At 61.3% G+C, this 25,052-nt stretch carries 22 protein-coding genes and 1 tRNA gene; 4 read left to right on the top strand and 19 right to left on the bottom strand.

All coding sequences use genetic code 11. The features are described 5' to 3' along the window. Window positions 1-868: 868 nt before the first annotated feature. From NCR98_RS05660 to NCR98_RS05595, 14 genes are all read right to left on the bottom strand, one after another. Window positions 869-1,252: a MerR family transcriptional regulator gene (locus NCR98_RS05660; RefSeq protein WP_244827704.1), complete on the bottom strand. Its 384-nt coding sequence runs from the start codon at window positions 1,250-1,252 to the stop codon at window positions 869-871. Window positions 1,253-1,336: 84 nt separating this feature from the next. Then, window positions 1,337-1,744: an integration host factor subunit alpha gene (locus NCR98_RS05655; RefSeq protein WP_244827703.1), complete on the bottom strand. Its 408-nt coding sequence runs from the start codon at window positions 1,742-1,744 to the stop codon at window positions 1,337-1,339. Window positions 1,745-1,816: 72 nt separating this feature from the next. After that, complete coding sequence (pheT, locus tag NCR98_RS05650) at window positions 1,817-4,249, bottom strand: phenylalanine--tRNA ligase subunit beta (protein WP_250525717.1); 2,433 nt, start codon at window positions 4,247-4,249, stop codon at window positions 1,817-1,819. 78 nt (window positions 4,250-4,327) lie between these two features. After that, window positions 4,328-5,341, bottom strand: a complete 1,014-nt coding sequence (pheS, locus tag NCR98_RS05645; protein ID WP_244827701.1) for a phenylalanine--tRNA ligase subunit alpha — start codon at window positions 5,339-5,341, stop codon at window positions 4,328-4,330. Between the two features lie 201 nt (window positions 5,342-5,542). Next, window positions 5,543-5,902, bottom strand: a complete 360-nt coding sequence (gene rplT / locus NCR98_RS05640) for a 50S ribosomal protein L20 (protein WP_050454097.1) — start codon at window positions 5,900-5,902, stop codon at window positions 5,543-5,545. 29 nt (window positions 5,903-5,931) lie between these two features. Next, complete coding sequence (rpmI, locus tag NCR98_RS05635) at window positions 5,932-6,129, bottom strand: 50S ribosomal protein L35 (protein WP_244827700.1); 198 nt, start codon at window positions 6,127-6,129, stop codon at window positions 5,932-5,934. Between the two features lie 229 nt (window positions 6,130-6,358). Next, the gene (gene infC / locus NCR98_RS05630) at window positions 6,359-6,886 is read right to left on the bottom strand and encodes a translation initiation factor IF-3 (RefSeq protein WP_074168877.1); all 528 of its coding nucleotides are present in this window, start codon (window positions 6,884-6,886) and stop codon (window positions 6,359-6,361) included. A 47-nt stretch (window positions 6,887-6,933) separates the two neighbouring features. Then, window positions 6,934-8,841 (bottom strand): threonine--tRNA ligase, encoded by a 1,908-nt coding sequence (gene thrS / locus NCR98_RS05625; RefSeq protein ID WP_244827699.1) that lies wholly within the window; start codon window positions 8,839-8,841, stop codon window positions 6,934-6,936. Window positions 8,842-9,125: 284 nt separating this feature from the next. Continuing rightward, a tRNA-Val gene (locus NCR98_RS05620) sits at window positions 9,126-9,202 on the bottom strand. Window positions 9,203-9,326: 124 nt separating this feature from the next. After that, window positions 9,327-11,549, bottom strand: coding sequence for a RelA/SpoT family protein (locus NCR98_RS05615; RefSeq protein ID WP_250464417.1), 2,223 nt, complete (start codon window positions 11,547-11,549; stop codon window positions 9,327-9,329). A 30-nt stretch (window positions 11,550-11,579) separates the two neighbouring features. Then, window positions 11,580-11,930: a RidA family protein gene (locus NCR98_RS05610; RefSeq protein WP_244827697.1), complete on the bottom strand. Its 351-nt coding sequence runs from the start codon at window positions 11,928-11,930 to the stop codon at window positions 11,580-11,582. Window positions 11,931-11,990: 60 nt separating this feature from the next. Beyond that, the gene (locus NCR98_RS05605) at window positions 11,991-12,911 is read right to left on the bottom strand and encodes an alpha/beta fold hydrolase (RefSeq protein ID WP_250525716.1); all 921 of its coding nucleotides are present in this window, start codon (window positions 12,909-12,911) and stop codon (window positions 11,991-11,993) included. Between the two features lie 173 nt (window positions 12,912-13,084). Continuing rightward, window positions 13,085-13,726 carry a CoA transferase subunit B gene (locus tag NCR98_RS05600; protein ID WP_244827695.1) on the bottom strand — a complete coding sequence of 214 codons (642 nt, stop codon included), beginning with the start codon at window positions 13,724-13,726 and terminating at the stop codon, window positions 13,085-13,087. Window positions 13,727-13,728: 2 nt separating this feature from the next. After that, window positions 13,729-14,433 carry a CoA transferase subunit A gene (locus NCR98_RS05595; RefSeq protein ID WP_244827694.1) on the bottom strand — a complete coding sequence of 235 codons (705 nt, stop codon included), beginning with the start codon at window positions 14,431-14,433 and terminating at the stop codon, window positions 13,729-13,731. 194 nt (window positions 14,434-14,627) lie between these two features. On the opposite strand from NCR98_RS05595, the gene NCR98_RS05590 reads away from it, so the two are divergent. Beyond that, the gene (locus NCR98_RS05590; protein ID WP_250464414.1) at window positions 14,628-15,173 is read left to right on the top strand and encodes a LuxR C-terminal-related transcriptional regulator; all 546 of its coding nucleotides are present in this window, start codon (window positions 14,628-14,630) and stop codon (window positions 15,171-15,173) included. 10 nt (window positions 15,174-15,183) lie between these two features. Here NCR98_RS05590 and NCR98_RS05585 read toward each other — a convergent pair whose 3' ends face one another. Together NCR98_RS05585 and NCR98_RS05580 are read right to left on the bottom strand one after the other, a co-directional pair. Then, window positions 15,184-15,615, bottom strand: coding sequence for an acyl-CoA thioesterase (locus NCR98_RS05585; protein ID WP_244827692.1), 432 nt, complete (start codon window positions 15,613-15,615; stop codon window positions 15,184-15,186). 28 nt (window positions 15,616-15,643) lie between these two features. After that, window positions 15,644-16,417, bottom strand: a complete 774-nt coding sequence (locus tag NCR98_RS05580; RefSeq protein WP_244827691.1) for an SDR family oxidoreductase — start codon at window positions 16,415-16,417, stop codon at window positions 15,644-15,646. A 203-nt stretch (window positions 16,418-16,620) separates the two neighbouring features. On the opposite strand from NCR98_RS05580, the gene NCR98_RS05575 reads away from it, so the two are divergent. Beyond that, entirely contained in the window at window positions 16,621-18,294 is a 1,674-nt protein-coding gene (locus NCR98_RS05575) for an electron transfer flavoprotein-ubiquinone oxidoreductase (RefSeq protein WP_250492220.1), read from the top strand. A gap of 136 nt (window positions 18,295-18,430) precedes the next feature. Here NCR98_RS05575 and aroC read toward each other — a convergent pair whose 3' ends face one another. The 3 genes from aroC to NCR98_RS05560 form a co-directional block, all read right to left on the bottom strand. Next, window positions 18,431-19,537, bottom strand: coding sequence for a chorismate synthase (gene aroC, locus NCR98_RS05570; protein ID WP_250525715.1), 1,107 nt, complete (start codon window positions 19,535-19,537; stop codon window positions 18,431-18,433). Between the two features lie 52 nt (window positions 19,538-19,589). Then, on the bottom strand, window positions 19,590-21,533 hold the full coding sequence (locus NCR98_RS05565; RefSeq protein WP_250525714.1) for an MFS transporter: 1,944 nt from the start codon (window positions 21,531-21,533) through the stop codon (window positions 19,590-19,592). Between the two features lie 196 nt (window positions 21,534-21,729). After that, window positions 21,730-22,182, bottom strand: a complete 453-nt coding sequence (locus NCR98_RS05560; protein ID WP_244827687.1) for a CBS domain-containing protein — start codon at window positions 22,180-22,182, stop codon at window positions 21,730-21,732. 239 nt (window positions 22,183-22,421) lie between these two features. Between NCR98_RS05560 and NCR98_RS05555 the strand changes: the two genes are divergently transcribed. Both NCR98_RS05555 and NCR98_RS05550 read left to right on the top strand, forming a co-directional pair. Beyond that, window positions 22,422-23,774 carry an O-acetylhomoserine aminocarboxypropyltransferase gene (locus NCR98_RS05555; protein ID WP_250464404.1) on the top strand — a complete coding sequence of 451 codons (1,353 nt, stop codon included), beginning with the start codon at window positions 22,422-22,424 and terminating at the stop codon, window positions 23,772-23,774. After that, entirely contained in the window at window positions 23,771-24,601 is an 831-nt protein-coding gene (locus NCR98_RS05550; RefSeq protein ID WP_250525713.1) for an alpha/beta fold hydrolase, read from the top strand. The genes NCR98_RS05555 and NCR98_RS05550 overlap by 4 nt, the downstream gene beginning before the upstream one ends. Window positions 24,602-25,052: the final 451 nt, after the last annotated feature.

Below are 25,052 nucleotides of genomic sequence, written 5' to 3'. Positions count from 1 at the left end.
GGTCGATGCATCGCGATTTCTGCGGCGTATGGATAACGAAGAACAGTCGACGCATTTGACAATAGTGTCGCCCTAATCAAACTTTCCGAAGCGGTATGGCACCGCTTGCTTCACAGCACGTGAAAGCTAATCGCTGCTTTTCTCAATTGCGCATGACTCTGCACGCTGAAAAGTAGTTCGCAAAGCAAACGTTTGCGGTATGCTCGCCGAAACCGTCTGGAGTTTGTTCCGAAGCGCTTGGATTCGTCGGTTTTCACTGCAGATCAGAAACGAGAAAGTATCGTCTCCCTAAAGCATTGCCCGCTTTTACTCAGACTTAAAAGGCACAAAAACCACTTGTAACTCAGGCCCTTAAGCTCTAATCTTAAAGTGACGTATAAGGAACGCCGCCTGATGCCTTCGCTTGCTCTCGCGCCTGTCGTTCAAAGGCAACCGCTGTCATCCCGAACTTCCAGCTTGCGTCTCGAAGTCGCAAGATGGTTCGTTTCGGTGTCATCCGCGCGCGTTACACGGTTCGGCCGCATCTATCTGGGCGGGAGCCGTTATGTATGTGTGAGCGCATACAAGAATGGCGGGCGCTTTGCGCTGTACTTCTTCCATCACGGACCTGATGACTGGCGTATCTATCCGCCTATGGGTATGGGGCCGAGCCTTGTGTACTGGTCGGTTGGTGTAGAGGCTCCAAGCGCGAACTTGACCGTCGGCTGATAGATTCAACCCATGCTTTGTGATTCGCCATTGCGTGGGTAGACCGGCACGATACAGCCCATGTTCCTCGCGCAGTCGCACTCGGAACGCAATGCACACAGACCAAAAAAATGCCGCGAGTCCATTGCGGCATTGGTCATTTCTACAAGACAAGCGGCATTCAGCCACCGAGCAAATCGATCACCTGCGTGATCTCCTTGCGCAACTGATCGACATCGACGCCCGCTGAAGGCGCAGCCGCTACGCCCTCGATATCTTCGGCTTCGGCGTCATCGCTGATCGGGCGGCCTTGCGAATCAAGCCGATTACGCGCGCCGTTGATGGTGAATCCCTGCTCGTATAGCAGTTCGCGAATCCGCCGGATCAGCAGCACTTCATGATGCTGATAGTAGCGCCGATTGCCGCGCCGCTTGACCGGCCTCAGCTGCGTAAACTCCTGCTCCCAATAGCGCAGAACGTGCGGCTTGACACCGCACAGCTCGCTGACTTCGCCAATCGTGAAATAACGCTTGGCCGGGATCGGAGGCAAGACGACTTTTTCCATCGTCGATCAACCATCTTGGTGAGTGATGTCGATGAAGCACGGCAAGCAAAAGCGATTCGCGCGATGTTCAGCGCATGAGCGAATTCAACGTGTGAGACCTGACTCCGCTCCCGTTTCCACCAGCGCCTTCAACTTCTGACTTGCATGAAATGTGACGACCCGCCGTGCCGCGATAGGAATGGCTTCGCCAGTCTTCGGATTGCGTCCCGGACGCTGCGGCTTGTCGCGCAACTGGAAGTTGCCGAAGCCGGAGAGTTTGACGCTATCGCCGCTTTCGAGCGCGTCGCGAATGACTTCGAAGAAGGCTTCGACCATGTCTTTCGCTTCGCGCTTGTTCAAGCCGACGTGGTCGAACAGCATCTCGGCCAGTTCGGCTTTCGTGAGCGTGGGCGTGTCATTGGACACGGCGCCCGAAGTCGGGATATCTCGGGTCATGGCGCTACGCTGCGCCGAAAGAAGGGCTTCGAAATCACTCGAGTTCATTTGGTTCATATCGGTAAAACGGCGGACGACGATGAAGACGGACTAAGCCAACTGCAGGCCAACTACATGCCCAACCGCAGGCTATCCGCGCAACCGCGCGCCGTGTACTCGAGCCAGGCGATCCACCAGCGTTTTGATGGCCGTATCGACCGTTTCATCCTGAAGCGTGCCGCCAGTATCTTGCAACGTAACACGGAAGGCAAGACTTTTCTCGTGCTCCGCCAACCCACCGGAAGTATTTGATTTTGGACGAAATTCGTCGAAAAGCGCAACCCTTGTGACGTGCTTGCAGGCAGGTTCGGAACGGGCATTTTCAAGCTCGTCGAGCAACGCCTGGAGCGGTACTTTCTGATCCACGACGACGGCGATATCACGCCGCACGGGCGGGAATTTCGGCACTTCCGAAGGCGCCGGCAGCGCGCGATCCATCAACGCGTCCGCTTCGATTTCGAAGAGGATCGGCGCATGCGGCAGGTCGTACTTTTGCTGCCAGCGCGGATGCAGTTCGCCGATCCAGCCCACCGCCCGGCCCGCCACTTCAACACGCGCGCTGCGTCCCGGATGCAGCGCCGGATGCTCCGCCTTCACGAAGCGCGGTACGACGGGAGCGAACAGCGCTTCGACGTCGCTCTTCACGTCGAAGAAGTCGACGCTGCGCGACGGCGCGCCCCATTGCTCGTCGAGCGCGGGACCGTAGGCGAGACCGCCGATCATCTTCGGTTGCGCGAAACCTTCGACAGCCAATTCGCCCGCCGTGACCGATGCATCGCGCAGAAACACACGCCCTGCTTCGAACACGCGAATACGGTCCGCGCGTCGGTTCAGGTTGTAGCGCAGTACGTCGATCAGACTGCCGAACAGCGTCGTGCGCATGACCGAAAGCTGACTCGCGATCGGATTGATGAGCTTCACCGGATTGTCGTTGCCGGCGAAATCCTTCTCCCAGTCGGCATCGACGAAACTGAAGTTCACGGTCTCCGAATAGTCGCGCGCGGCCACGGCATGACGCAATGTGTGAATCGAGCGCTTCGTTTCGTTCGTGCGCCGCATTTCGCTGGCAGCAACCGGCGGGCGCGCGGGAATTTTCTCGAAACCGTAGATACGCGCGACTTCCTCGATCAGATCTTCCTCGATCTCGATATCGAAGCGATAAGCCGGCGGCGTCACGCTGAAGGTATCGCCGTCGCGCTCGAAAGCGAGATTCAGACGCGTGAAAATCTGTGCGATCTCGTCCACGCTAATGTCCACGCCGATAATGCGGTGCGCGCGCGACACGCGCATGGTCACCGGATGACGCTCGGGCACGTTGACGGTCTGATCGTCCACCGGGCCGGCTTCGCCGCCGCAGATGTCGAGGATCAGTTGCGAAATGCGTTCGATATGCTCGACAGTGGTCGAGTAATCGACCCCGCGTTCGAAGCGATGCGCGGCGTCCGTCGAGAAGTTGTATTTGCGCGCACGGCCGCGAATGGCGTCCGGCCACCAGAAGGCGGCTTCGAGATAGATGTTGGTGGTATCGAGCGTGACAGCCGTGCTGTCGCCGCCCATGATGCCCGCGAGGCTTTCGACCTGCGCGCCGTCCGCGATCACGCCGACGGTTTCATCCAGTTCGACAGTGTTGCCGTTGAGCAGCTTGAGCGATTCGCCCTTCTTGCCCCAACGCACTTCGATACCGCCGTGAATCTTGTCGAGATCGAACACGTGCGAGGGACGGCCGAGTTCAAGCATCACGAAATTCGAGATATCGACGAGCGCCGAGATGCTGCGTTGACCGGCGCGTTCGAGGCGCTCGACCATCCATTGCGGCGTCTTCGCGCGCGCGTTCACACCGCGAATCACGCGACCTGAAAAGCGGCCGCACAGATCCGGCGCGAGGATCTTCACTGGCAGCTTCTCGTCGAGCTTGACCTCGACCGGCCGCATGTCGAGCGACTTCAACGTCGCGCCCGTGATCGCGGCGGTTTCGCGCGCGACGCCAAAAACCGAAAGGCAGTCCGCCTTGTTCGGCGTGAGCTTGATCTCGAAGACGGTGTCGTCGAGATTGAGCGCTTCGCGAATGTCTTGTCCGATTGGCGTATCGGCCGGAAGGATCAGCAAGCCGCTATGGTCTTCCGAGAGCTTCAGTTCGCGCGCCGAGCACAGCATGCCCTGGCTTTCGACACCGCGCAGCTTCGAGAGCTTGATTGCGAAAGGCGCGCCACCGGCTTCGGCAGGCGGCAACTCCGCGCCGACCAGCGCGACTGGCACCTTGATGCCGGGCGTGACGTTCGGCGCGCCGCACACGATGTTCAACTGCTCGCCCGTGCCGGCATCGACCTGACAGACGTTGAGCTTGTCGGCGTCCGGATGCTTCGCCACTTCCAGCACTTGTCCGACGACGATCTTCTTGGTCGGCGGCGCGACCGGCCGCAGGTCTTCGACTTCGAGACCGGCCATCGTGAGTGCGTGCGCAAGTTCGTCGGTCGTGAGTGCGGGATCGACGAAGCTTCGGAGCCAGGATTCTGGGAATTGCATGTGTGTCTACGTTCGAATGAGGTGGTGTCTCTCGCCCGGTTGCTGTTGCCAAACCGGGCTCCGCGGGCCGTGCGGCGTTTAAGCGAACTGGCGCAGAAAACGCAGGTCGTTCTCGAAGAACAGACGCAAGTCCTGCACGCCGTAACGCAGCATGGCGAGACGCTCAAGGCCGCTACCGAACGCAAAACCGATATAGCGCTCCGGGTCGAGGCCCATGTTGCGGATGACGGTCGGATGTACTTGACCCGAGCCGGAGATTTCCAGCCACTTGCCCGCGTTCTTGCCGTGTTCGAACATCATGTCGATCTCGGCCGACGGCTCCGTGAACGGAAAATACGACGGGCGGAAGCGCACGAGAATGTCGTCGCGCTCGAAAAACTTCTTGAGGAAATCGGTATAGACGCCCTTCAGGTCCGCAAAGCTGATGTTCTCTTCGATCCACAGGCCTTCGACCTGGTTGAACATGGGCGAATGCGTGGCGTCGCTGTCCACGCGATACGTGCGGCCCGGCACGATCACCTTGATCGGCGGCTTGTTCATGCGCGCGTAGCGCACTTGCATCGGGCTCGTGTGCGTGCGCAGCAACAGCGGGCGGCCTTCGGCATCTTTACCATCGACGTAGAAGGTGTCCTGCATCGAGCGCGCCGGATGGTTCTCAGGGCTATTGAGCGCCGTGAAGTTGTACCAGTCGGTTTCGATCTCGGGACCGTCCGCGACATCGAAGCCGATCGTGCCGAAGATGCGCTCCACGCGCTCCCACGTGCGCATGACCGGATGCAGCGTGCCCGTGCTCGCGCCGCGTCCGGGCAAGGTAACGTCGATAGCTTCGGCAGCGAGCCGCTGGTTGAGGAGCGCGTCGGCCAGCGCCTGACGACGCGCGTTGAGCGCCGCTTCGACTTGCTGCTTGGCCACGTTGATCCGCGCGCCTTCGGTCTTCTTTGCCTCCGGATCGAGCTTGCCGAGACCCTTCAGCAGTTCGGTCAGCGCGCCGGATTTGCCGAGAAAGCGGGCCTTCGCGTTTTCGAGCGCGGCGGCGTCGGAGGCTTCTTCAAAGGCGCTTTTTGCGTCGGCGACAATCTGGTCCAGATCCATTGATCCCATCTTTTCAACGTCGAAGTTCTAACTGAATTACGGTTTGGCTTATGCGCACGATTGGTTCGTACGCCTCACATGCGATAAGCAAAACCGTCCGACCAACAAAAACGGGGCTCGGTGAGAGCCCCGTTTTCTACCTTTGCGCCACCCGAACAACCGGACGACGCTCAGGCGAACCACGCAGTACTAATTTCGCAATTAGGCTGCAACGGCGGCTTTCACCTGATTCACGATCGCAGCAAAAGCAGCCTTGTCGAACACAGCCATGTCGGCCAGCACCTTACGGTCGAGTTCGATCGAAGCCTTCTTCAGGCCGTTGATGAACACGCTGTACGTCATGTCGTGCTGACGCACCGCCGCGTTGATACGCGTGATCCACAATGCGCGGAACACACGCTTCTTGTTGCGGCGATCGCGATAGGCGTATTGCCCTGCGCGCATGACCGCTTGCTTGGCGATGCGATAGACGTTATTGCGACGGCCGCGGTAACCCTTGGCCAGACGGATGATCTTCTTGTGACGGGCCCGTGCGGTAACCCCACGTTTTACTCGAGGCATGTTGCGCTCCTATGAGTGTCGGTTAAGGGTTAAGCGAACGGCAACATTGCGCGGACGGAGTTCAGATTTGACTCATGAACGGCCGTCGTGCCACGCAAATGGCGTTTGTTCTTGGTGGTTTTCTTGGTAAGAATGTGGCGCTTGAAGGCCTGACCGCGCTTGACGGTACCGCCCGGACGCACCACGAAGCGCTTTGCAGCACTCTTCTTGGTCTTCATCTTCGGCATGAAACTACTCCAGTTTATTAGATGGTCATGGGTGTGCGGATGATCCGTCAAACAAACATCGGACCCCTTGCCGCCCTTCGAAACCCACGCTCCACTTATGTGCGGACAGCCTTTTGTGGCTACCGCTTTTCATGAGCGGCGTCACCAAAGTGACGCCAGCCCTGAAACCACCTGCGATGCCGCGCTCACGCTTTTCAACGGCGCGCGATCCAACGCTTTACGACGCTCGTTACTTACCCTTTTTCTTCGGGGCAAGCACCATGATCATCTGACGCCCTTCCATCTTCGGCATTTGCTCGACCTGACCGTATTCGTCCAGATCCGTCTTCAGACGTTCGAGCATGCGCATGCCGATTTCCTGGTGCGCCATTTCCCGCCCGCGGAAACGCAACGTGATTTTCGTCTTGTCGCCGTCTTCGAGGAAGCGCGTGAGGTTACGCAGCTTGACGTTGTAATCACCGTCGTCCGTGCCGGGGCGGAATTTGACTTCCTTCACCTGCACGATCTTCTGCTTGAGCTTCGCCTCGTGCTGCTTCTTCGCTTCCGAGTACTTGAACTTGCCGTAATCCATCAAACGGCAGACAGGCGGTGAAGCCTGCGGCGCGATTTCGACCAGATCCACGTCGAGCTGTTCCGATTGACGGAAAGCCTCGGCCAGTTTCACGATTCCGAGCGGCTCGTTGTCCACTCCGACCAAGCGCACTTCCGGCGCAGTGATTTCACCGTTGATGCGATGTGACGACTTATCAGTAGCGATGTTACGTTTCCTCTAAATATGAAAAAACAAGCCGCGCTGCGAGTGACTTACTTGAACGCCCGCACTTCCTGCTGCAGACGTTCGAGGAATGCGTCGACCGGCATCACGCCCAGATCGACACCGCCACGAGCACGCACGGCTACGGTTTGTGCATCACGCTCTTTGTCTCCGACGACCAGCAAATACGGAACCTTTTGCAGCGTGTGCTCGCGTATTTTATAGCTAATCTTCTCATTGCGCAAATCGCTCTCAACTCTAAGCCCTTGTTTTTGCAACGATTGGGCCAGAGAAGCCGCATATTCGGCCTGACTTTCGGCAATATTCAGCACGACTGCCTGCACAGGCGCGAGCCACGGCGGCATTGCACCGGCGTGGTGCTCAATCAGGATGCCAAGGAAACGCTCCATCGACCCGACGATGGCGCGATGGAGCATGACCGGACGGCGGCGGCTGTTGTCCTCGCCGACGTACTCCGCGCCGAGACGCTCCGGCAACACCATGTCGAGCTGCAGCGTACCGCATTGCCAGGACCGGCCGAGCGCGTCCTTGATGTGATACTCGATCTTCGGACCATAAAACGCGCCCTCGCCCGCGAGTTCTTGCCACTGCAGGCCGCACGCGGTGAGCGCGTCACGCAGGCCTTGCTCCGCGCGATCCCAGGTTTCGTCGGTACCGGCGCGCTGCTCCGGACGCAGCGACAACTTGATGTCGATGTGATCGAAGCCGAAGTCCTTGTACACGCTCATCGCGAGCGTATTGAACGCGATCGATTCGGCGATGAACTGATCTTCCGTGCAGAAGATGTGCGCGTCGTCCTGAACGAAACCGCGCACGCGCATGAGACCATGCAACGCGCCCGACGGCTCGTTGCGATGGCACGATCCGAACTCCGCGTAGCGCAGCGGCAGATCGCGATACGACCGAAGGCCGTGATTGAACACCTGCACATGGCCCGGGCAGTTCATCGGCTTGATGGCATAGTCGCGCTTCTCGGACTCGGTCGTGAACATGTTCTCGCGATAGTTCTGCCAATGGCCGGACGCTTCCCACAGCGAGCGGTCCATGACCATCGGGGTCTTGATCTCGAGATAGCCGGCCTCATTGATCCGACGGCGCATGTACTGCTCGACCTGCTGCCACAGCGACCAGCCCTTCGGATGCCAGAACACCATGCCCGGCGCTTCGTCCTGCAAATGGAACAGGTCGAGCTGCTTGCCGAGCTTGCGATGATCGCGCTTCTCCGCTTCTTCGAGCATGTGGAGATACGCTTCCTGGTCTTCCTTCTTGGTCCAGGCGGTGCCGTAGATACGCTGCAACTGTTCGTTCTTCGAGTCGCCGCGCCAGTACGCGCCCGCGACCTTCATGAGCTTGAAGACCTTCAGCTTGCCGGTGGACGGCACGTGCGGACCACGGCACAGGTCGGTGAAACCGCCGTGCGAATAGAGCTTGATTTCGTCCGAAGCCGGGATCGATTCGATGATCTCCGCCTTGTACTTCTCGCCGATGCTCTTGAAGTACTCGACCGCTTCGTCGCGCGACACCACGCGCCGCGACACGGGCTCGTCTTTCTTGACGAGGTCCTGCATGCGCTTTTCGATCTTCTCGAGGTCTTCGGGCGTGAAGGGACGGCTGTACGCGAAGTCGTAATAGAAGCCGTTGTCGATGACCGGCCCGATGGTCACCTGCGCCTCGGGGAACAAGTCCTTGACCGCGTAGGCCAGCAAGTGCGCGGCAGAGTGACGAACGACATCGACGCCTTCCGGATCTTTGTCCGTGACGATGGCGAGCGACGAATCCTGGTCGATGACAAACGACGTGTCGACGAGCTCGCCGTTGAGCTTGCCGGCAAGCGCGGCCTTGGCGAGACCCGCGCCGATCGATGCCGCGACTTCCGCGACGGTCACCGGGTGGTCGTATTGACGGACCGACCCATCAGGCAAACGTACCGAAACCATTTCGTTCTCCAAGACGCCAGCTCACGCCAGGCGAGTTCGACTAAAACATGCCGCTCGATACCGTGCAAAACCCGAGAGACAAAAAAAATGCGGCCCCGCTATCGAGGGGCCGCATTCACTTTTCACACATACCGCAAACAGATTGGCAGAAGGCGAATTAGGTCCTCGACTAGCGTCGCTCCGAAGTTGTTTCGGTCAACGTTCGACGTGCCATATTTTTTCGCCTTGTGCGCAATGCGCTTCTTGCGGATTGAAGACTCGGCGGACCGAGGCTTCGTTTTCGTTGGTAGGCTCGATTGGACTCGAACCAACGACCCCCACCATGTCAAGGTGGTGCTCTAACCAGCTGAGCTACGAGCCTGAAAGAAGTGAGATTATATGGAGCGTTTCGATTTTTGGCAAGTGCATCTGTGCGATGAATCGAAAAATTATTCGTCGATCCGTTCAACTTTTCGCGCAGTGACGCTCCCGGCCGTAGCTTGCGTTCAGGCTCGGCGCGCCGCGCGGATCACGCCCACGACTTCCCCGAGCAAGGTGCACGCGCGTTGAATCTGCATCGCGTTGGACACTTCCACGGTGAACTGCATGTAGGCCACGTTGCGCCGGCTTTGCGTCTTCACGCCTATCACGTTGATTTTCTCGCGCGCGAAGACTTCAGTGATGTCGCGCAATAGTCCCTGCCGATCCGCCGACTCGACCGACAAATCCACCGGATACACCGACGACCCACGCCCGTTCATCACCTGCGCCGACCACGTCGTATGCAGCACGCGCTCGGGCGAACGCTGCGCCATGCGCTGGAACGTCGCGCAATCGGACCGATGAATGGACATGCCCTTGCCGCGCGTGACGAACCCCGCGATAGGGTCCGGCGGCGCCGGGCGGCAGCAACGCGCGAGCTGCGTGAGCAACGCATCGACGCCGACGACCAGCACGCCCGTCGATGCCCCGAGCGCCACGCTCTGTCCGCTGCTGCGCTTTTCGAACTGCTCGGGCGTTTCGAGTTCGGGCTCGGGGGGCGGCGTATCGCTCAAGGCCTGTTCGATATTGCGCAGGCTGAATTCGTCCTTGCCGACGACCGAGTACAGATCCTCGGGCGCCTTGAAGCCGAGCTTGCTCGCGAGCTGATCGAGATTGACCGAGGTCTTCCCTTCGCGCTGCAGCGTCTTTTCGACGATCGCGCGACCTTCCGCGATGTTCTCCGCCGCATCGATCGTGTTGAACCACGCGCGCACCTTCTGCCGCGCGCGCGGGCTGTGCAGATAGCCGAGCTGCGGATTGAGCCAGTCGCGCGACGGGCCGCCCTCCTTCACCGCGACGATCTCGACCGTCTGCCCGTTCTGCAGCGGCGTGTTGAGCGGCACCATGACGCCATCGACACGTGCGCCGCGACAGCGATGCCCAAGCTCGCTATGCAGGTGATACGCGAAGTCGACCGCTGTCGCGCCGTGCGGCAACGCGATCACGCGCGCCTGGGGCGTCAGCACATAGATGTGGTCGTCGTCGAGGGTGGCGTCGCGCAACTGCTGCCAACCGGGCTGCTCGCCTTCGACATCGTCCTTCCAGGCAAGCAACTGGCGCAGAAAGGCGATTTTCTCGTCGTACTTCTCGCTTGCCGTGACCTGGCCCGCGTAGCCGCGCGTGCCCGCTTCCTTGTAGCGCCAGTGCGCCGCCACGCCATACTCGGCAAACTGATGCATCTCGTAGGTACGGATCTGCACTTCGAACGCGCGCCCGTCGTCGCCGATCACGACCGTATGCAGCGACTTGTAGCCATTCGGCTTGGGCCGCGAGATGTAGTCGTCGAACTCGCGCGGCACCGGCTGCCACAAGTTGTGCACGATGCCGAGCACGGTATAGCAGTCCTTGATGTCCCCGACGATCACGCGAAACGCGCGCACATCGTTCAGTTCGGAGAAATCGAGATGCTTGCCGCGCATCTTCTTCCAGATGCTGTAGATGTGCTTTGGCCGGCCGCTGACTTCGGCCTTGATCTGCGCGGTATCGAGTTCAGTCTGCAGCCGCGCGATGGCGTCCGTGACATAAGACTGGCGCTCCACGCGCTTCTCGTCGAGCAGCTTCGCGATGCGCTTGTACGTGACCGGGTCCTCGAAGCGGAACGACAGGTCTTCGAGCTCCCACTTGAGTTGCCAGATGCCGAGACGGTTCGCGAGCGGCGCGTAGATTTCCATGGTCTCGCGTGGCACATCGGGCGAGGGATCGATCTTGTTGGCCGCGTGATAGCGCAAGGTTTGCAGGCGCGACGCGAGGCGAATCAGCACCACGCGAATATCCTGCGCGAAAGCAAGCAACATCTTGCGCAATGATTCGACTTGCGCGCGCCGCGCGGCCTGTGCGTCGCGCGTGTTCTCGGGTAAGTCCGCGAGCGTGGCGCGCGAACTGACGGAGCCGAGACGCAAGAGCTTGCGCACATCGCCGACGAGCCGCTGCACTTCCGCGCCGAAGCGCTCCTCGATAACCTTTTCCGGGTCGTCCAGATGCGGCGTCAACACGAAGAGCGCCGCAGCGGCGATCGCGTGAGCGTCGACGTTGAGCGTCTGCATGATGCGCGCCGTGCCTTCCGCGTGCTCGGTGAGCAGTTCGCCCGTCGAGACGCGCGCATCCTTCGCGTGCTCGCGGATGAACGCGAGCGCATCGTCGATGGATGGCTCCGGCAAGGTGTCGGCGATAACGGCGGACTCGGTCATGCGCGAATGACTGCTCTTCGGCGAACCTGCTTAGCGCTGCGCCGCCACGACGACGACTTCCACCAGGCATGCGGGGTTCGCGAGCTTCGCTTCGACGGTAGCGCGCGGCGGCGTGTTGCCCGCGGCGACCCACGAGTCCCACACGGCGTTCATCGCGGCGAAGTGCACCATGTCGGAGACGTAGATTTGCACCGACAACAGATGCGACTTGTCGCTGTTCGCTTCTTCGAGCAAACGGTCGATATGGCCGAGCACTTCGCGCGTCTGGCCGGTGATGTCCTGGTCGGTGTCCTCGGCGATCTGGCCCGCGAGATACACGGTGCCGTTGTGGATGGCGATTTCCGAAAGCCGTGCGCCGACGTGATGACGAGTAACTGCCATATGCGTTCCTGTTCGATGAAGATGCAAATTGGGATAAAGCGCCAGGCGCTCAGCCCGATATTATGCCGCGCCCGCGTCATTTCCGAGAAAGAAGGCGCGCGCGGTGGCGATCTGGTCCGCCGCGAGGAAGGCCGGCGCGTGTCCGGTATCCGCCACTTCGACGCTCGTGACCGCCTGCCCTTTCGACACCATTCGCTTGACCGTCTCGCGCGACAGCAAGTCCGAATGCTCTCCTCTCACGACGAGCACCGGCGTCTTGAACGAGGCCAGCGCATGCCACAAGTACGCTTCACCCGCCGCGTTCTGTTCGGGCGTCGACGCCTTGAACGGCTTCGCGATGTCCGGGTCGTAGCGAAAGCGCCACGCGCCGTCCTTCTCGTGCAGAAGCGGCGTATTGATGCTTGCCCACTCCTCGTCCGTGAGATTGCCGAACGAAGCCGCAAGCGCGGCGGCGTGCCGCACGCCTTCATCGAGCGAGGCGAAGCGCGTGGGCTTGCCGAGATATTCCCCGATACGCGTGAGCGCGATGGGCTCGATATGCGGTCCCACGTCGTTGATGAGCATCTTGCGAATCGGCGTATTCGGCAAGCCGCCGAGCGCCATGCCGATGAGTCCGCCCATCGAGGTGCCGAACCAGTCCACCGTTTCCACGTTCAGACGCGCGATGAGCGTCACCATGTCCGCGACGTACTGCGGCACGCCGTAATGGCGCGGGTCGGCGAGCCAGTCCGACAGACCACGCCCGACGACATCCGGACACACCACGCGATACTCGTTTGCGAGCGCCTGCGCCACCTTGTCGAAGTCGCGGCCCGAGCGCGTCAGGCCATGCACGCACATCAGCACGCGCGGATTGGCGGGATCGCCCCATTCGGTGTAGGCCGTGCGATGCAGACCGGCCGGGCTCGAACACTGCACGAAACGCTGGCGCGGCACGGCGGCCGCCGGATGCGGCGCTTCGACGACGATGGATGTGCTCATGGGTATTCCTCGCAGGAAGATGTCGAATCGATTGTAAGCGCCGCGCGCGAAACCGACTGAACATCGGCCGAACGGACGACCCCTTGACCACGGTGATCAAAAACAAAGCGGGCGAAGCCTCGCAGCCCCACCCGCCTTTCCACGTCGAAAGACGCCGCTTTACTTCAACCCGATTACTTCACGCCGCTGACATCCAACGGCGCGCCGGTCTTTTGCTGAATCTCCTCGGCACTGACGCCATCGGCCAGTTCGACGAGCTTGAGACCATTCTCGGTCACGTCGATCACGCCGAGGTCCGTGATGATGCGATCCACCACGCCCACGCCCGTCAGCGGCAGCGAGCATTCTTCGAGAATCTTGTGCTGGTCGCCCTTCGCGACGTGTTCCATCAGCACGACGACTTTCTTCACGCCCGCTACGAGGTCCATCGCGCCGCCCATGCCCTTGATCATCTTGCCGGGAATCATCCAGTTGGCGAGGTCGCCCGTCTTGCTGATCTGCATGGCGCCGAGAATCGCCAGGTTGATGTGGCCGCCGCGGATCATCGCGAATGAATCCGCCGACGAAAAGATCGACGAGCCCGGCAGCGTGGTCACCGTCTGCTTGCCGGCGTTGATGAGATCGGCGTCCACTTCTTCTTCGGTCGGCGACGGGCCGATGCCGAGCAGGCCGTTCTCCGATTGCAGCCATACTTCCATGCCGTCCGGCACATGGTTGGCAACGAGCGTCGGCAAGCCGATGCCGAGGTTCACATAGAAGCCGTCCTGCAATTCCTTCGCCGCGCGCGCGGCCATCTGATCACGAGTCCAAGCCATGGTCATTCTCCTTTCGCGCGGACGATACGTTGCTCAATGCGCTTTTCAGGGTGCGCATTCAGGACGAGCCGCTGCACGAAGATGCCCGGCGTATGGATGTGATCGGGATCGAGCTCGCCTACTTCGACGATCTCTTCCACTTCGGCCACGGTGATCTTGCCGGCCATGGCGCACATCGGATTGAAGTTGCGCGCCGTGCGGCGATAGATGAGATTGCCCGATTTGTCGGCTTTCCATGCCTTCACGATACCGACGTCCGCTGTCAGCGAATGCTCGAGCACGTAATGGTTTTCGCCGAACTGACGCGTTTCCTTGCCGTCCGCGATCACGGTGCCGAAGCCCGTGTTCGTGAAGAACGCCGGGATGCCCGCGCCGCCCGCGCGCAGTTTTTCGGCGAGCGTGCCTTGCGGCGTGAATTCGAGTTCGAGTTCGCCGGCCAGATACTGCCGCTCGAATTCCTTGTTTTCGCCCACGTAAGACGAAATCATTTTCTTGACCTGACGTGTTTCGAGCAGGAGGCCGAGCCCGAAGCCGTCGACACCCGCGTTGTTGCTGATGCAGGTGATGTCCTTCACGCCCGAGTCGCGCAACGCCGCGATCAGCGCTTCGGGAATGCCGCACAGCCCGAAACCGCCGACGGCGAATGTCTGCCCGTCCTTGACGATGCCATCGAGCGCCGCCTTCGCGCTGGGATAGACCTTGTTCATCTGATTGTCCCTTCCATTTGTGAACCCGACTGAAAACCGGCTTTTCTTGGCCGCCGTGGCATGCAAGGCGGCGTTTAGACTTGAGCAAAGATTACGCTTAGCGATCCATCCGGCACAATACGCAAAAATACATAAGTCTTTGCCCGCGCCCTTTGGTTCCGTCCGGGAGCGAAGCACGGGCGCACCTTTTCCTCATGCCTGAACTGGACTACCAAACCGCGTTTCATCTCGCGCCCGTTGGCCTCGTGCTTTCGCGCGAGCGCATCATCGAGGACTGCAACGAGCAGGTCTGCGCCATGTTCGGCTTCGAGCGCGCGGCGCTCATCGGCGAGTCGTTTCAGGTGCTTTATCCAAGTCCGGACGAGTTTGCGCGCATCGGCGAGCGTATTGCCGCGCATATCAGCACGCAAGGCACCTACAGCGACGATCGCATCATGAAGCGCTCGGATGGGGAAATGTTCTGGTGCCACGTCACCGGCCGCGCGCTGGAGCGCGACGCACCGCATGCGGCAGGCGTCTGGACTTTCGAGGATTTGAGCGCGACGCGGCGTGTGGCCATAGAACTGACGCCGCGCGAAAGGGAGATCGCCGCGCAACTCGTGACCGGCAAGACGAGCAAACAGATTGGCCGCGTGCTCGACATCAGCCCGCGCACGGTCGATATCTACCGCGCGCGGCTCATGCGCAAATACGATACGGGCAACGCGACGGAGTTGCTGCAGCGCCTGCTCGGCAACTGAGCGCGCACGCTCATAGTGCGGGCGCAGCCGTCTCGATGATCTGACGAAGCAAGTCCGGCAGCGGCACGGACTTGCCCGCCTTGTAATCCACCCACACGATCTTGGCCGCGCCCTTTGCAAAGAGCTCACCAGGCGCGTCGTCGCGATACAGCTCGAAGTGCGTTTCCAGGCTGCTGCGTCCGGGCTTGCCGACCGACATGCGGCCGATCACGTTGCCCGGATAATGTAGTTGCCGCAGGAATTCCATCGACGCATTGACGATCACCGGCCCTTGTCCCTCGGCGTTCGATCCGACGATGCCGAGCTCTTCGAACCACGAAATTCGCACCTGCTCCATGTAGCGGAAGTAGACGGTGTTGTTGACGTGCCCGAAGGCGTCCATGTCACCCCAACGGATAGGCATGGAAAGTTCGAAGACGGTGTGAAAAGGGTTGTTGCTCATGTTTGCCTGTTCGAGAAAGCGCGCGCGCTCAGAGCGAAAAACCGTCGTCCGCCGAGATGACCGCGCCGTTCATGAACTGCGATTCGTCGGCGGCGAGTAAGAGCAGAAGGCCGTCGAGGTCGCCGGGCGAACCCACGCGGCGGCGCGGCAGCATCGACACGAGCTTCTGGCCTTGCTCGGTTTTCCAGTGATGGTGATTGATTTCGGTGTCGATATAACCCGGGCAGATGGCGTTCACATTGATGCCGTGGCGGCCCCATTCGAGCGCCATGGCCTTGGTCATCTGCACGACCGACGCCTTGCTCATGGCGTAGAGGCCGATCTGCGGAAACACGCGCAGTCCCGCCACCGAAGCCACGTTGATGATGCGATACGCCGGCTTGGCCGCGCCGCTGCCGCGCATGATCATGCGCTTGGCTACTTCTTGCGCCACGAAAAACGCGCCGCGCACATTGGTGCCGAAGACGTATTCGTAGTCGGAGGGCGTGACGTCGGTCAGCTTCTGCGTGGTCGACACACCCGAATTATTCACGAGGATGTCGATGGTACCGGCTTCCGTCTCCGCATGCGCGACCGCGGACTTGATGCTCTGATAGTCGGTCACGTCCAGCGACACGACATGCGCCGCGCCACCCGATGCCTCGATTTCCGCGCGCAATTCCTTGAGACGCTCGGTGCGACGGCTCGCCAGCACCACTTTCGCGCCGGCTTGCGACAGTACTTGCGCAAAACGCTTTCCAAGTCCACTGGACGCGCCGGTAATCAGCGCGACCTTGCCTTCCAGATTGATCGAACGGCCCATTGTGCTTCCTTCTTTTACGGTTGATTCGGCCTTACGCGGCACGCGGCATGCGCCAGTCCGCTAGTGGCATCGACACCGATTTCGCGGCGCCGTCTAGAATAGTACGATCGTACTCGATCAGACAAGGTCGGTTGCAGCCTGCCTGACGTTCGCTGACAATACGCGATCTTAAAAGGCCATTCTAACGGTACAGAGGAGCATTGATGACCCCGGCGAGCCTTATCGAGCAGTACGGTCCCCGCGAATCGATGGAATACGACGTCGTCATCGTCGGCGGCGGGCCAGCCGGTTTGTCGGCGGCTATCCGGTTAAAGCAGCTTGCGCAGGAAAAAGGCGTCGAAATCGGCGTGTGCGTGCTGGAAAAAGGCTCGGAGATCGGCGCGCACATTTTGTCGGGCGCGGTCATGGACCCGCGCGGTCTGTCCGAACTCATCCCCGACTGGAAGGAAAGAAACGCACCGCTCGACGTCGAAGTGACCGAAGACCGCTTCCTTTTTCTCACGCAGGACAGCGCGAAGCAGGTGCCGAACTGGCTGCTTCCCGACAACTTCAAGAATCACGGCAACTACGTCGTGAGTCTCGCCAACGTCACGCGCTGGCTGGGCGCGCAGGCGGAGGAACTGGGCGTCGAGATCTTCCCGGGCTTTCCGGCCGCCGAAGTGCTGTACAGCGACAGTGGCGCGGTGAAAGGCGTCGTCACCGGCAATCTGGGCATCGGCAAGGATGGCGAGCCGACCGAGAACTTCCAGCTCGGCATGGAATTGCACGCGAAGTACACGTTATTCTGCGAAGGCGCGCGCGGGCATCTCGGCCGTCAGTTGATGGACAAGTTCAAGCTCAATCAGAATGCCGATCCGCAGGTATATGGCATCGGCATCAAGGAATTGTGGGAGATCGATCCCGTCAAGCACAAGCCGGGGCTCGTTATCCACACGGCGGGCTGGCCGCTCGATCCCGACACGTACGGCGGCTCGTTCCTTTATCACATGGACAACAATCAGGTGATGGTGGGCTTTGTGGTCGGACTCGGCTATTCAAACCCGTATCTTTCGCCGTTCGAAGAGTTTCAGCGCTACAAGACGCATCCGGCCATTCGCCCGTTCCTCGAAGGCGGCAAGCGCATTTCCTACGGCGCGCGCGCCATTACCGCGGGCGGCCTGATGTCGTTGCCAAAGCTCGTGTTTCCGGGCGGCGCGCTGGCCGGCGACGACGCGGGCTTTTTGAACGCATCGCGCATCAAGGGCAGCCACGCGGCGATCAAGTCCGGCAAGATGGCCGCCGAAGCCGCCTTCGACGCGGTGCAGGCGGGCCGTCAGAGCGACGAGTTGAGCGCGTATCCAGAAGCCTTCGATACTTCCTGGCTCAAGACCGAACTGCATCGCGCGCGCAATTTCAAGCAGTGGATGAGCAAGGGCCTGTACCTCGGCACGTTCATGGTCGGGCTGGAACAGAAGGTCATGGGCGGCAACGTGCCGTGGACGCTGCATCATCAGCATTGGGATCACGAGATGCTGAAGCCCGCGTCGCAGAGCAAGCCGATCGTTTATCCGAAGCCGGATGGCAAGCTGACGTTCGACAGGCTTTCGTCGGTGTTCATTTCGAACACGAATCACGAAGAGAATCAGCCGGCGCATCTGACGCTGAAAGACCCGAGCGTGCCGGTGAACGTGAATTTGCGGACCTATGCAGGTCCGGAAGGACGTTATTGCCCGGCAGCGGTGTACGAGTTCGTGAAGACGGACGATGGCGGCGAACGTCTGCAGATCAACGCGCAAAACTGCGTGCATTGCAAGACATGCGATATCAAGGACCCAACGCAGAATATCGTGTGGGTGACGCCTGAAGGCGGCGGCGGGCCGAATTACCCGAATATGTAATCGGGTGAGATGGTGGGCCGCGCGTGGGCGCGGCTGCCGTACGGCGCCGGTCTTGAACCGGCGCCGTGCTTTTATCGGCGAGGATAACGCCGGCGCGGTCAAGCCTGCCGTTCAGAAAAGCGCAATCAAAGCGCGATCAACTAGCCGGCGTATGCGCCGCAATCTTCGGTGTGCCGACGACGACATCGCCGTTCTGCGCACGATGCCTCAGCGCGTGGTCCATTAGCACGAGCGCAAGCAGCGCCTCGGCGATAGGCGTCGCGCGGATCCCCACGCACGGATCGTGACGGCCGAAGGTCTCGACAGTCGCGGGCGCGCCCAATTTGTCGATCGACTGACGCGCCGTGCGAATGCTCGATGTCGGCTTGATCGCAATCGACACGGTGATGTCCTGCCCGCTCGAAATGCCGCCGAGAATGCCGCCCGCATTGTTGGTCGCGAAACCTTCGGGCGTCATCTCGTCGCCATGCTGCGAACCGCGTTGCGCCACGCTCGCGAAGCCCGCGCCGATCTCGACGCCCTTCGCTGCATTCAGGCCCATCATCGCCTTGGCGATGTCCGCATCGAGTCGATCGTAAAGCGGCTCGCCCAAGCCGACCGGCACGCCGCTCGCGACCACTTCGATGCGCGCGCCGACCGAGTCGCCGTCGCGCCGCAAGTTGTCCATGTACGCTTCGAGCTGCGGCACCACGTCGGCATTCGGCGCGAAGAACGGGTTCTCGCGCACATGTTCCCAGCCGACGAACGGAATGGGAATCTCGCCGAGCGCGCTCATGTAGCCGCGCGTTTCCACGCCGAACTTTTCGCGCAACCATTTCTTCGCGACCGCGCCTGCCGCGACTGTCGGCGCCGTCAGACGCGCCGACGAACGGCCACCGCCGCGATAGTCGCGCACGCCGTATTTCTGCCAGTAGGTGTAATCGGCGTGACCGGGGCGGAAGGTTTCGACGATATTGCCGTAGTCCTTGCTGCGCTGATCCGTATTGCGGATAAGCAGCGCGATGGGCGTGCCGGTGGTCACGCCTTCGAACACGCCCGAGAGAATCTCTACCTGATCCGCTTCCTGGCGCTGCGTCACGTGGCGCGACGTGCCGGGACGGCGGCGGTCCAGTTCGACCTGGATATCGGCCTCGGTCAGGGCCATGCCGGGCGGGCAGCCGTCGATCACGCAGCCGATCGCCGGTCCGTGCGACTCGCCGAAGTTGGTGACGGTGAAAAGCGTGCCAAGGGTATTGCCGGACATGAGCGTCGACCTTAGAAAAGTGCCGGGGAAACCGACATTATGCCAGTGGCATCTAGCGCCGCGCCCCGCGCAACGCCGTCACGATCTGCTGCAAACGTTCCGGCGTCGCCTCTTCCGGCGCGATCGGTTCGCCTACCGCCAGCGTCAGGCGGGTCATGACGCCGCGTTGGATAGGCCGCGGCCAGCGCGCATCTTCATGACGCGAAAACACGCTGCCCCACAAGCCTCGCAGCGCGACCGGCACGACCGGCGCCGGATGCCGCCGCAGGATCTGCGAAATGCCGTGCCTGAACGGATTGATCTCGCCCGTACGCGTGAGTTTGCCTTCAGGAAAGATGCACACGAGCTCGCCCTCTTCGAGCGCTTCGGCGCATTTCTGGTATGCGCGTTCGAGCAATTCCGCGTCTTCGTGCGCGGGCGCGATCGGAATCGCCTTCACATGGCGGAACAGCCAGCCGATCACCGGCGAGCGAAAGATGCGGTGATCCATCACGAAGCGGATCGGGCGCGGACTTTCGGCCATGATGACGATGGCATCGACGAAACTGACGTGATTGCACACCAGCACCGCCGCGCCGCGCGATGGAATGCGCTCGGCATCCACGAGACGAATGCGGTAGAACGTATGCACCAGCACCCAGGCCATGAAGCGCAGCAAAAACTCCGGCACGAGCGAATAGATGTATACGGCGACAACCACGTTGAGCAGCGCGGTCGCGAGAAAGAGCCCGGGAATGCCTACGCCGAGCGCCGTGAGCCCGAGCGCCATCAACGCCGAGACGATCATGAAGAACGAGTTCAGGATATTGTTCGCGGCGATGATGCGCGCCCGATGCGTCGGCTGGCTGCGCGCCTGAATTAGCGCGTAGAGCGGCACGCTGTAGAAGCCGCCGAACATGGCAAGGAGAAAGAGGTCCGCGAGAATGCGCCAGTGCGGCAACGCGAGCAGAAACTCCGCAACGCCGAGCAGATGCCCCGCCGGCGCAATCCGATGGCTGGCGAAGAACAGATCGATGGCGAACACGCTGATGCCGATGGACCCGAGCGGCACCAGTCCGATCTCGACGCGCCGCTTCGACAGCTTCTCGCACAAGAGCGAACCCGTGGCGATGCCGAGCGAAAACGTCGCGAGGAGAATGGTCACGACATCGGGGTTCGCGGAGAGCACGTCCTTCGCGAAGTTGAAGAACGACGTGAGAAAAGTCGCGCCGACGAACCACAGCCATGAAATGCCGAGCAGGCTCAAGAACACGGTACGGTCGGCTTTCGCGAGCTTGAGATTGCGCCACGTCTCCGAGACCGGATTCCAGTTGATGCGCAAATCCGGCTGCGACGCCTTGGACTTCGGAATGAAGCTCGATACGACGCGCCCGATGATCGCGAACGCGAGACACGCCGCCGCGAGCACCATCGCCCCGTGTTCGACCGCACCCGCCGCCGCCCCGCCGACGATCGTGCCGATGAGAATCGCGACGAATGTGCCCATTTCCACGAGCCCGTTGCCGCCGACGAGTTCGGAAGCCTCCAGATGCTGCGGCAGATACGCATACTTCACCGGCCCGAACACCGTGGAGTGCACGCCCATCAGAAATGTGCAGACGTATAAAAGCGGCGCGCTATGCAGCACGAAGCCCGCGCCGCCAATCAACATGACGAGAATCTCGAAGCTCTTGACCAGGCGCGCGAGCGTGGCCTTGTCGTATTTGTCGGCGATCTGGCCTGAGGTCGCGGAGAACAGCACGAACGGCACGATGAAGATGGCCGAAATGAGGAACGCGGCCGTGCCCGGATCGACGCCGGAAAAGCGCGCCGCCTGAAACGTGACGAGCGACGTAAAGCCGACCTTGAAGACGTTGTCGTTCATCGCGCCTAGAAACTGCGTCCAGAAGAACGGCGCGAAACGGCGTTCGCGCAAAAGACCGAACTGGCCTTTCTCGTCGTGGCGTGCGGCGCGGGATGCGCGCGACGAGGCACGCGACGGATTTTCACTACTCATGGCTATCTACAAAAATTGATCCGGAGTTGATCGCGAACCGGGCTTGGATGGCGCCGCGCGATCGAATGCGGATGTCACGGGAAAAGAAGCTCGAAGCCTGCAAAGGCGTTCGAGCCGGACGAAAAAAAGCGCGCCACCGGGGCGCGCTTCCATGGGGTGTCACGCGAAGCGTCGAAGCGTTGGATCGGGCAGGTGCTCAGCGCGCTTCTTCCTGTTGCTCAGGCCAGTCGCGTATATACGCTTTCAGCATGCGATTCTCGAAGCCTTGTTCCTCGACGACCGCGCGCGCGACATCATAAAACGAGATCACGCCCATCAGCGCGCGATTCTCCATGACCGGCAAGTAACGCACGTGATGCTCGAGCATCATGCGCCGCACTTCGTTGACGTCCGTTTCCGGCGTGCAGGTGAGCGGATGGTCGTCCATGATCTTGCGGATGCTCGTTGTGCCGACGCTGCCGCCGTTGTCGCGCAAGGTGACGATGATTTCGCGGAAGGTAAGCATGCCGGCCAGATCGCCATATTCCATGACGACGAGCGAGCCGATGTCATGCGCCGCCATGGCGTCGATTGCTTCGGCGAGCGGCGTGTCGGGCGTGACCGTGAATAGCGCGTTGCCCTTTACTTTCAGAATGTCGCTGACTCGCATGACTGTCTCCTCGCGAAATGCCTGTTCAATTGCCGAACGTTCTTGAAACCATGTTTCGATGCTATCGGAAAGGCCCGCAAAAAGAAAGCAAAGCAGCCTTGTCTGGCCATTCGGATAAGGCTTTGCGGGCCGATCTCCCATTCGATGCGCGCGTGTTCGCCCTAGGTTTTCCCGCGCGAGGCGGATGTTACGATGATCGACCGCTATTTTCCTGACCTGCTCCACACAGGCCGCCAACCATGCCCGCCAACCGCTTCGACACGCTCGCGCTGCACGCGGGCGCCGCGCCCGACCCCGTGACCGGGGCGCGCGCCACGCCGATCTACCAGACCACGTCGTTCACTTTCCGCGATACCGATCACGCCGCCGCGCTCTTCAACATGGAGCGCTCGGGGCATGTCTATTCCCGCATCTCGAACCCGACGGTGGCGGTTTTCGAGGAACGCGTGGCGGCGCTGGAAGGCGGCGCGGGTGCAATCGGCACGGCGAGCGGCCAGGCGGCGCTGCATCTGGCCATCGCCACACTGATGGGCGCGGGCTCGCACGTCGTGGCATCGAGCGCGCTGTATGGCGGCTCGCACAATCTGCTGCACTACACGCTGCGGCGCTTCGGAATAGAGACCACCTTCGTCGCGCCGCACGATCTCGATGCGTGGCGTCAAGCGGCGCGTCCAGAAACGCGCCTCTTCTTCGGCGAAACGCTCGGCAATCCGGGACTCGACGTGCTCGATATCGCGGGCGTCGCGGAGATCGCGCATGAACATGGCGCGCCGCTGCTTGTGGATTCGACCTTCACCACGCCTTACTTGCTGCGACCGTTCGAACACGGCGCCGACCTGGTCTACCACTCCGCGACCAAGTTTCTGGGCGGTCATGGCACGACCATCGGCGGCGTGCTGGTGGATGGCGGCACGTTCGACTTCGCGGCGAGCGGACGCTTCCCCGAATTCACCCAGCCTTACGACGGCTTTCACGGCATGGTCTTCGCCGAGGAAAGCACGGTTGCGCCGTTCCTGTTGCGCGCGCGGCGCGAAGGGCTGCGCGACTTCGGCGCGTGTCTGCATCCGCAGGCTGCGTGGCAGTTGCTTCAAGGCATCGAAACGTTGCCGTTGCGCATGGATAGGCACGTTGCGAATACGCGCAAGGTGATCGAATTCCTGCTGAGTTCACCGGCAGTCGAAGGCGTGGCTTATCCCGAACTGCCGACGCATCGCGACCATGCGCTCGCCAAGAGGCTTCTGCCGCGCGGTGCGGGCGCGGTGTTCAGCTTCGATCTGCGTGGCGGCGTGCCGGCGGCGCGCAAGTTCATCGAGTCGCTGACGCTGTTTTCGCATCTCGCCAATGTCGGCGATGCGCGCTCGCTCGTCATCCATCCCGCCTCGACCACGCACTTTCGCATGGACGCGGCGGCGCTCGCTGCGGCGGGTATCGGTCCGGGACGTATTCGTTTGTCTATCGGACTGGAAGATGCGGACGATCTCATCGACGATCTCAAACGCGGGCTCAAGGCAGCGCAAAAGGCGGCCGAAAGCGCAGAGAGCGGCAAAAGCAGCGAAGGCTCACGCGCCGCGCCGCTTGGGAGCCGCGCATGATGTTCGATATCGCCGGGCGCCCGGCCTATGCCTACACCGGTGGCAAACCGTTCGATGCCGCCAGGCCAACGATCGTCTTCCTGCACGGCGCGCAGCACGATCACAGCGTTTGGGGCTTGCAGACGCGTTACTTCGCGCATCACGGTTTCGGCGTGCTCGCGCCCGACCTGCCCGCGCATGGCCGTAGCGCCGGGCCCGCGTTGAGCACCATCGCCGCGCTCGCCGACTGGACGATTCACCTTCTCGATGCAGCCCATACGGACAAGGCCATTTTCGTCGGGCACAGCATGGGTTCGCTGATCGCGCTCGATGCCGCCGCGCGCCATCCGGCCCGCGCGCTCGGACTGGCGCTCGTCAGCACGGCCGCACCGATGGCCGTCTCCGACATGCTTCTCGATGCCGCGCGCGAGCACGAGCCGGAAGCGATCGATATGGTCAACCAATGGTCGCATTCGACCATCGCCGCGAAACCGTCGGCTCCGGCGCCCGGATTCTGGTTGCGAGGCGTCAACCAGCGCCTGATGGAACGCATCAGCGCTCAAGGCGAGGCGCAGCTTTTTCACACCGATTTCAGCGCGTGCAACGGTTACGCGGATGCGCTCGAACGCGCTGCAACGGTGCAGTGTCCGGTACTCGTACTGAGCGGCAAGCGCGATGTAATGACGCCGCCGCGCGCCTCCCGCCCGCTCGTCGAGGCGATGAAGCGTGCGGGCGCAACGGTGAGCGCGGTCGAATTGGACGGCGGTCATGCGCTGATGGCCGAGCAACCGGATGCCGTGCTGGACACGTTGTTTGCGTTCGCGCTGAAGTGTGCGGGGGAACGGTAAGCGCTTTCGAACCGATTGACGATTCTGCGCTGTTGGCCGAGGAACCGGACGCGTCGTTTGTCTTGGCGCCGAAATGTGTGGGGAAGCGGTAAGCGCTTTAGGTCCGAGTGACGATTTTGCGCGGATAGCCGAGTAACCGGACGCGTCGTTCGTCTCGGCGCCGAAGGGTGTGGGGAAGCGGTAGGTGCTTTAGGTCCGAGTGACGATTTTGCGCACATAGCCGGGTAACCGGACGCGTCGTTCGTCTTGGCGCCGAAGGGTGTGGGGAAGCGGTAGGTGCATTAGGTCCGAGTGACGATTTTGCGCACATAGCCGGGTAACCGGACGCGTCGTTTGTCTTGGCACCGAAGTGCATGGAAAAACCGGTGAGCGCGTGGTTTGCAAGAAGTTAAAGCCTCGCGCGTCAAAGCCTTGCATCGCTTGCACCACCACGCGCGCCGTCGCAGAATGA

Origin of the sequence: Caballeronia sp. GAWG2-1 (assembly GCF_023631405.1) — a bacterium.
Taxonomy (GTDB): domain Bacteria; phylum Pseudomonadota; class Gammaproteobacteria; order Burkholderiales; family Burkholderiaceae; genus Caballeronia.
The sequence above is the reverse complement of the archived record's forward strand: the minus strand, read 5'-3'. Positions and strand labels throughout refer to the sequence as shown.

Bases quoted from the DNA above. Each gene is read 5' to 3' on its own strand.
- NCR98_RS05660 (WP_244827704.1), bottom strand. From the start codon at position 1,252: ATGGAAAAAGTCGTCTTGCCTCCGATCCCGGCCAAGCGTTATTTCACG.
- NCR98_RS05655 (WP_244827703.1), bottom strand. From the start codon at position 1,744: ATGAACCAAATGAACTCGAGTGATTTCGAAGCCCTTCTTTCGGCGCAG.
- pheT (WP_250525717.1), bottom strand. From the start codon at position 4,249: ATGCAATTCCCAGAATCCTGGCTCCGAAGCTTCGTCGATCCCGCACTC.
- pheS (WP_244827701.1), bottom strand. From the start codon at position 5,341: ATGGATCTGGACCAGATTGTCGCCGACGCAAAAAGCGCCTTTGAAGAA.
- rplT (WP_050454097.1), bottom strand. From the start codon at position 5,902: ATGCCTCGAGTAAAACGTGGGGTTACCGCACGGGCCCGTCACAAGAAG.
- rpmI (WP_244827700.1), bottom strand. From the start codon at position 6,129: ATGCCGAAGATGAAGACCAAGAAGAGTGCTGCAAAGCGCTTCGTGGTG.
- thrS (WP_244827699.1), bottom strand. From the start codon at position 8,841: ATGGTTTCGGTACGTTTGCCTGATGGGTCGGTCCGTCAATACGACCAC.
- NCR98_RS05615 (WP_250464417.1), bottom strand. From the start codon at position 11,549: ATGACCGAGTCCGCCGTTATCGCCGACACCTTGCCGGAGCCATCCATC.
- NCR98_RS05610 (WP_244827697.1), bottom strand. From the start codon at position 11,930: ATGGCAGTTACTCGTCATCACGTCGGCGCACGGCTTTCGGAAATCGCC.
- NCR98_RS05605 (WP_250525716.1), bottom strand. From the start codon at position 12,911: ATGAGCACATCCATCGTCGTCGAAGCGCCGCATCCGGCGGCCGCCGTG.
- NCR98_RS05600 (WP_244827695.1), bottom strand. From the start codon at position 13,726: ATGGCTTGGACTCGTGATCAGATGGCCGCGCGCGCGGCGAAGGAATTG.
- NCR98_RS05595 (WP_244827694.1), bottom strand. From the start codon at position 14,433: ATGAACAAGGTCTATCCCAGCGCGAAGGCGGCGCTCGATGGCATCGTC.
- NCR98_RS05590 (WP_250464414.1), top strand. From the start codon at position 14,628: ATGCCTGAACTGGACTACCAAACCGCGTTTCATCTCGCGCCCGTTGGC.
- NCR98_RS05585 (WP_244827692.1), bottom strand. From the start codon at position 15,615: ATGAGCAACAACCCTTTTCACACCGTCTTCGAACTTTCCATGCCTATC.
- NCR98_RS05580 (WP_244827691.1), bottom strand. From the start codon at position 16,417: ATGGGCCGTTCGATCAATCTGGAAGGCAAGGTCGCGCTGATTACCGGC.
- NCR98_RS05575 (WP_250492220.1), top strand. From the start codon at position 16,621: ATGACCCCGGCGAGCCTTATCGAGCAGTACGGTCCCCGCGAATCGATG.
- aroC (WP_250525715.1), bottom strand. From the start codon at position 19,537: ATGTCCGGCAATACCCTTGGCACGCTTTTCACCGTCACCAACTTCGGC.
- NCR98_RS05565 (WP_250525714.1), bottom strand. From the start codon at position 21,533: ATGAGTAGTGAAAATCCGTCGCGTGCCTCGTCGCGCGCATCCCGCGCC.
- NCR98_RS05560 (WP_244827687.1), bottom strand. From the start codon at position 22,182: ATGCGAGTCAGCGACATTCTGAAAGTAAAGGGCAACGCGCTATTCACG.
- NCR98_RS05555 (WP_250464404.1), top strand. From the start codon at position 22,422: ATGCCCGCCAACCGCTTCGACACGCTCGCGCTGCACGCGGGCGCCGCG.
- NCR98_RS05550 (WP_250525713.1), top strand. From the start codon at position 23,771: ATGATGTTCGATATCGCCGGGCGCCCGGCCTATGCCTACACCGGTGGC.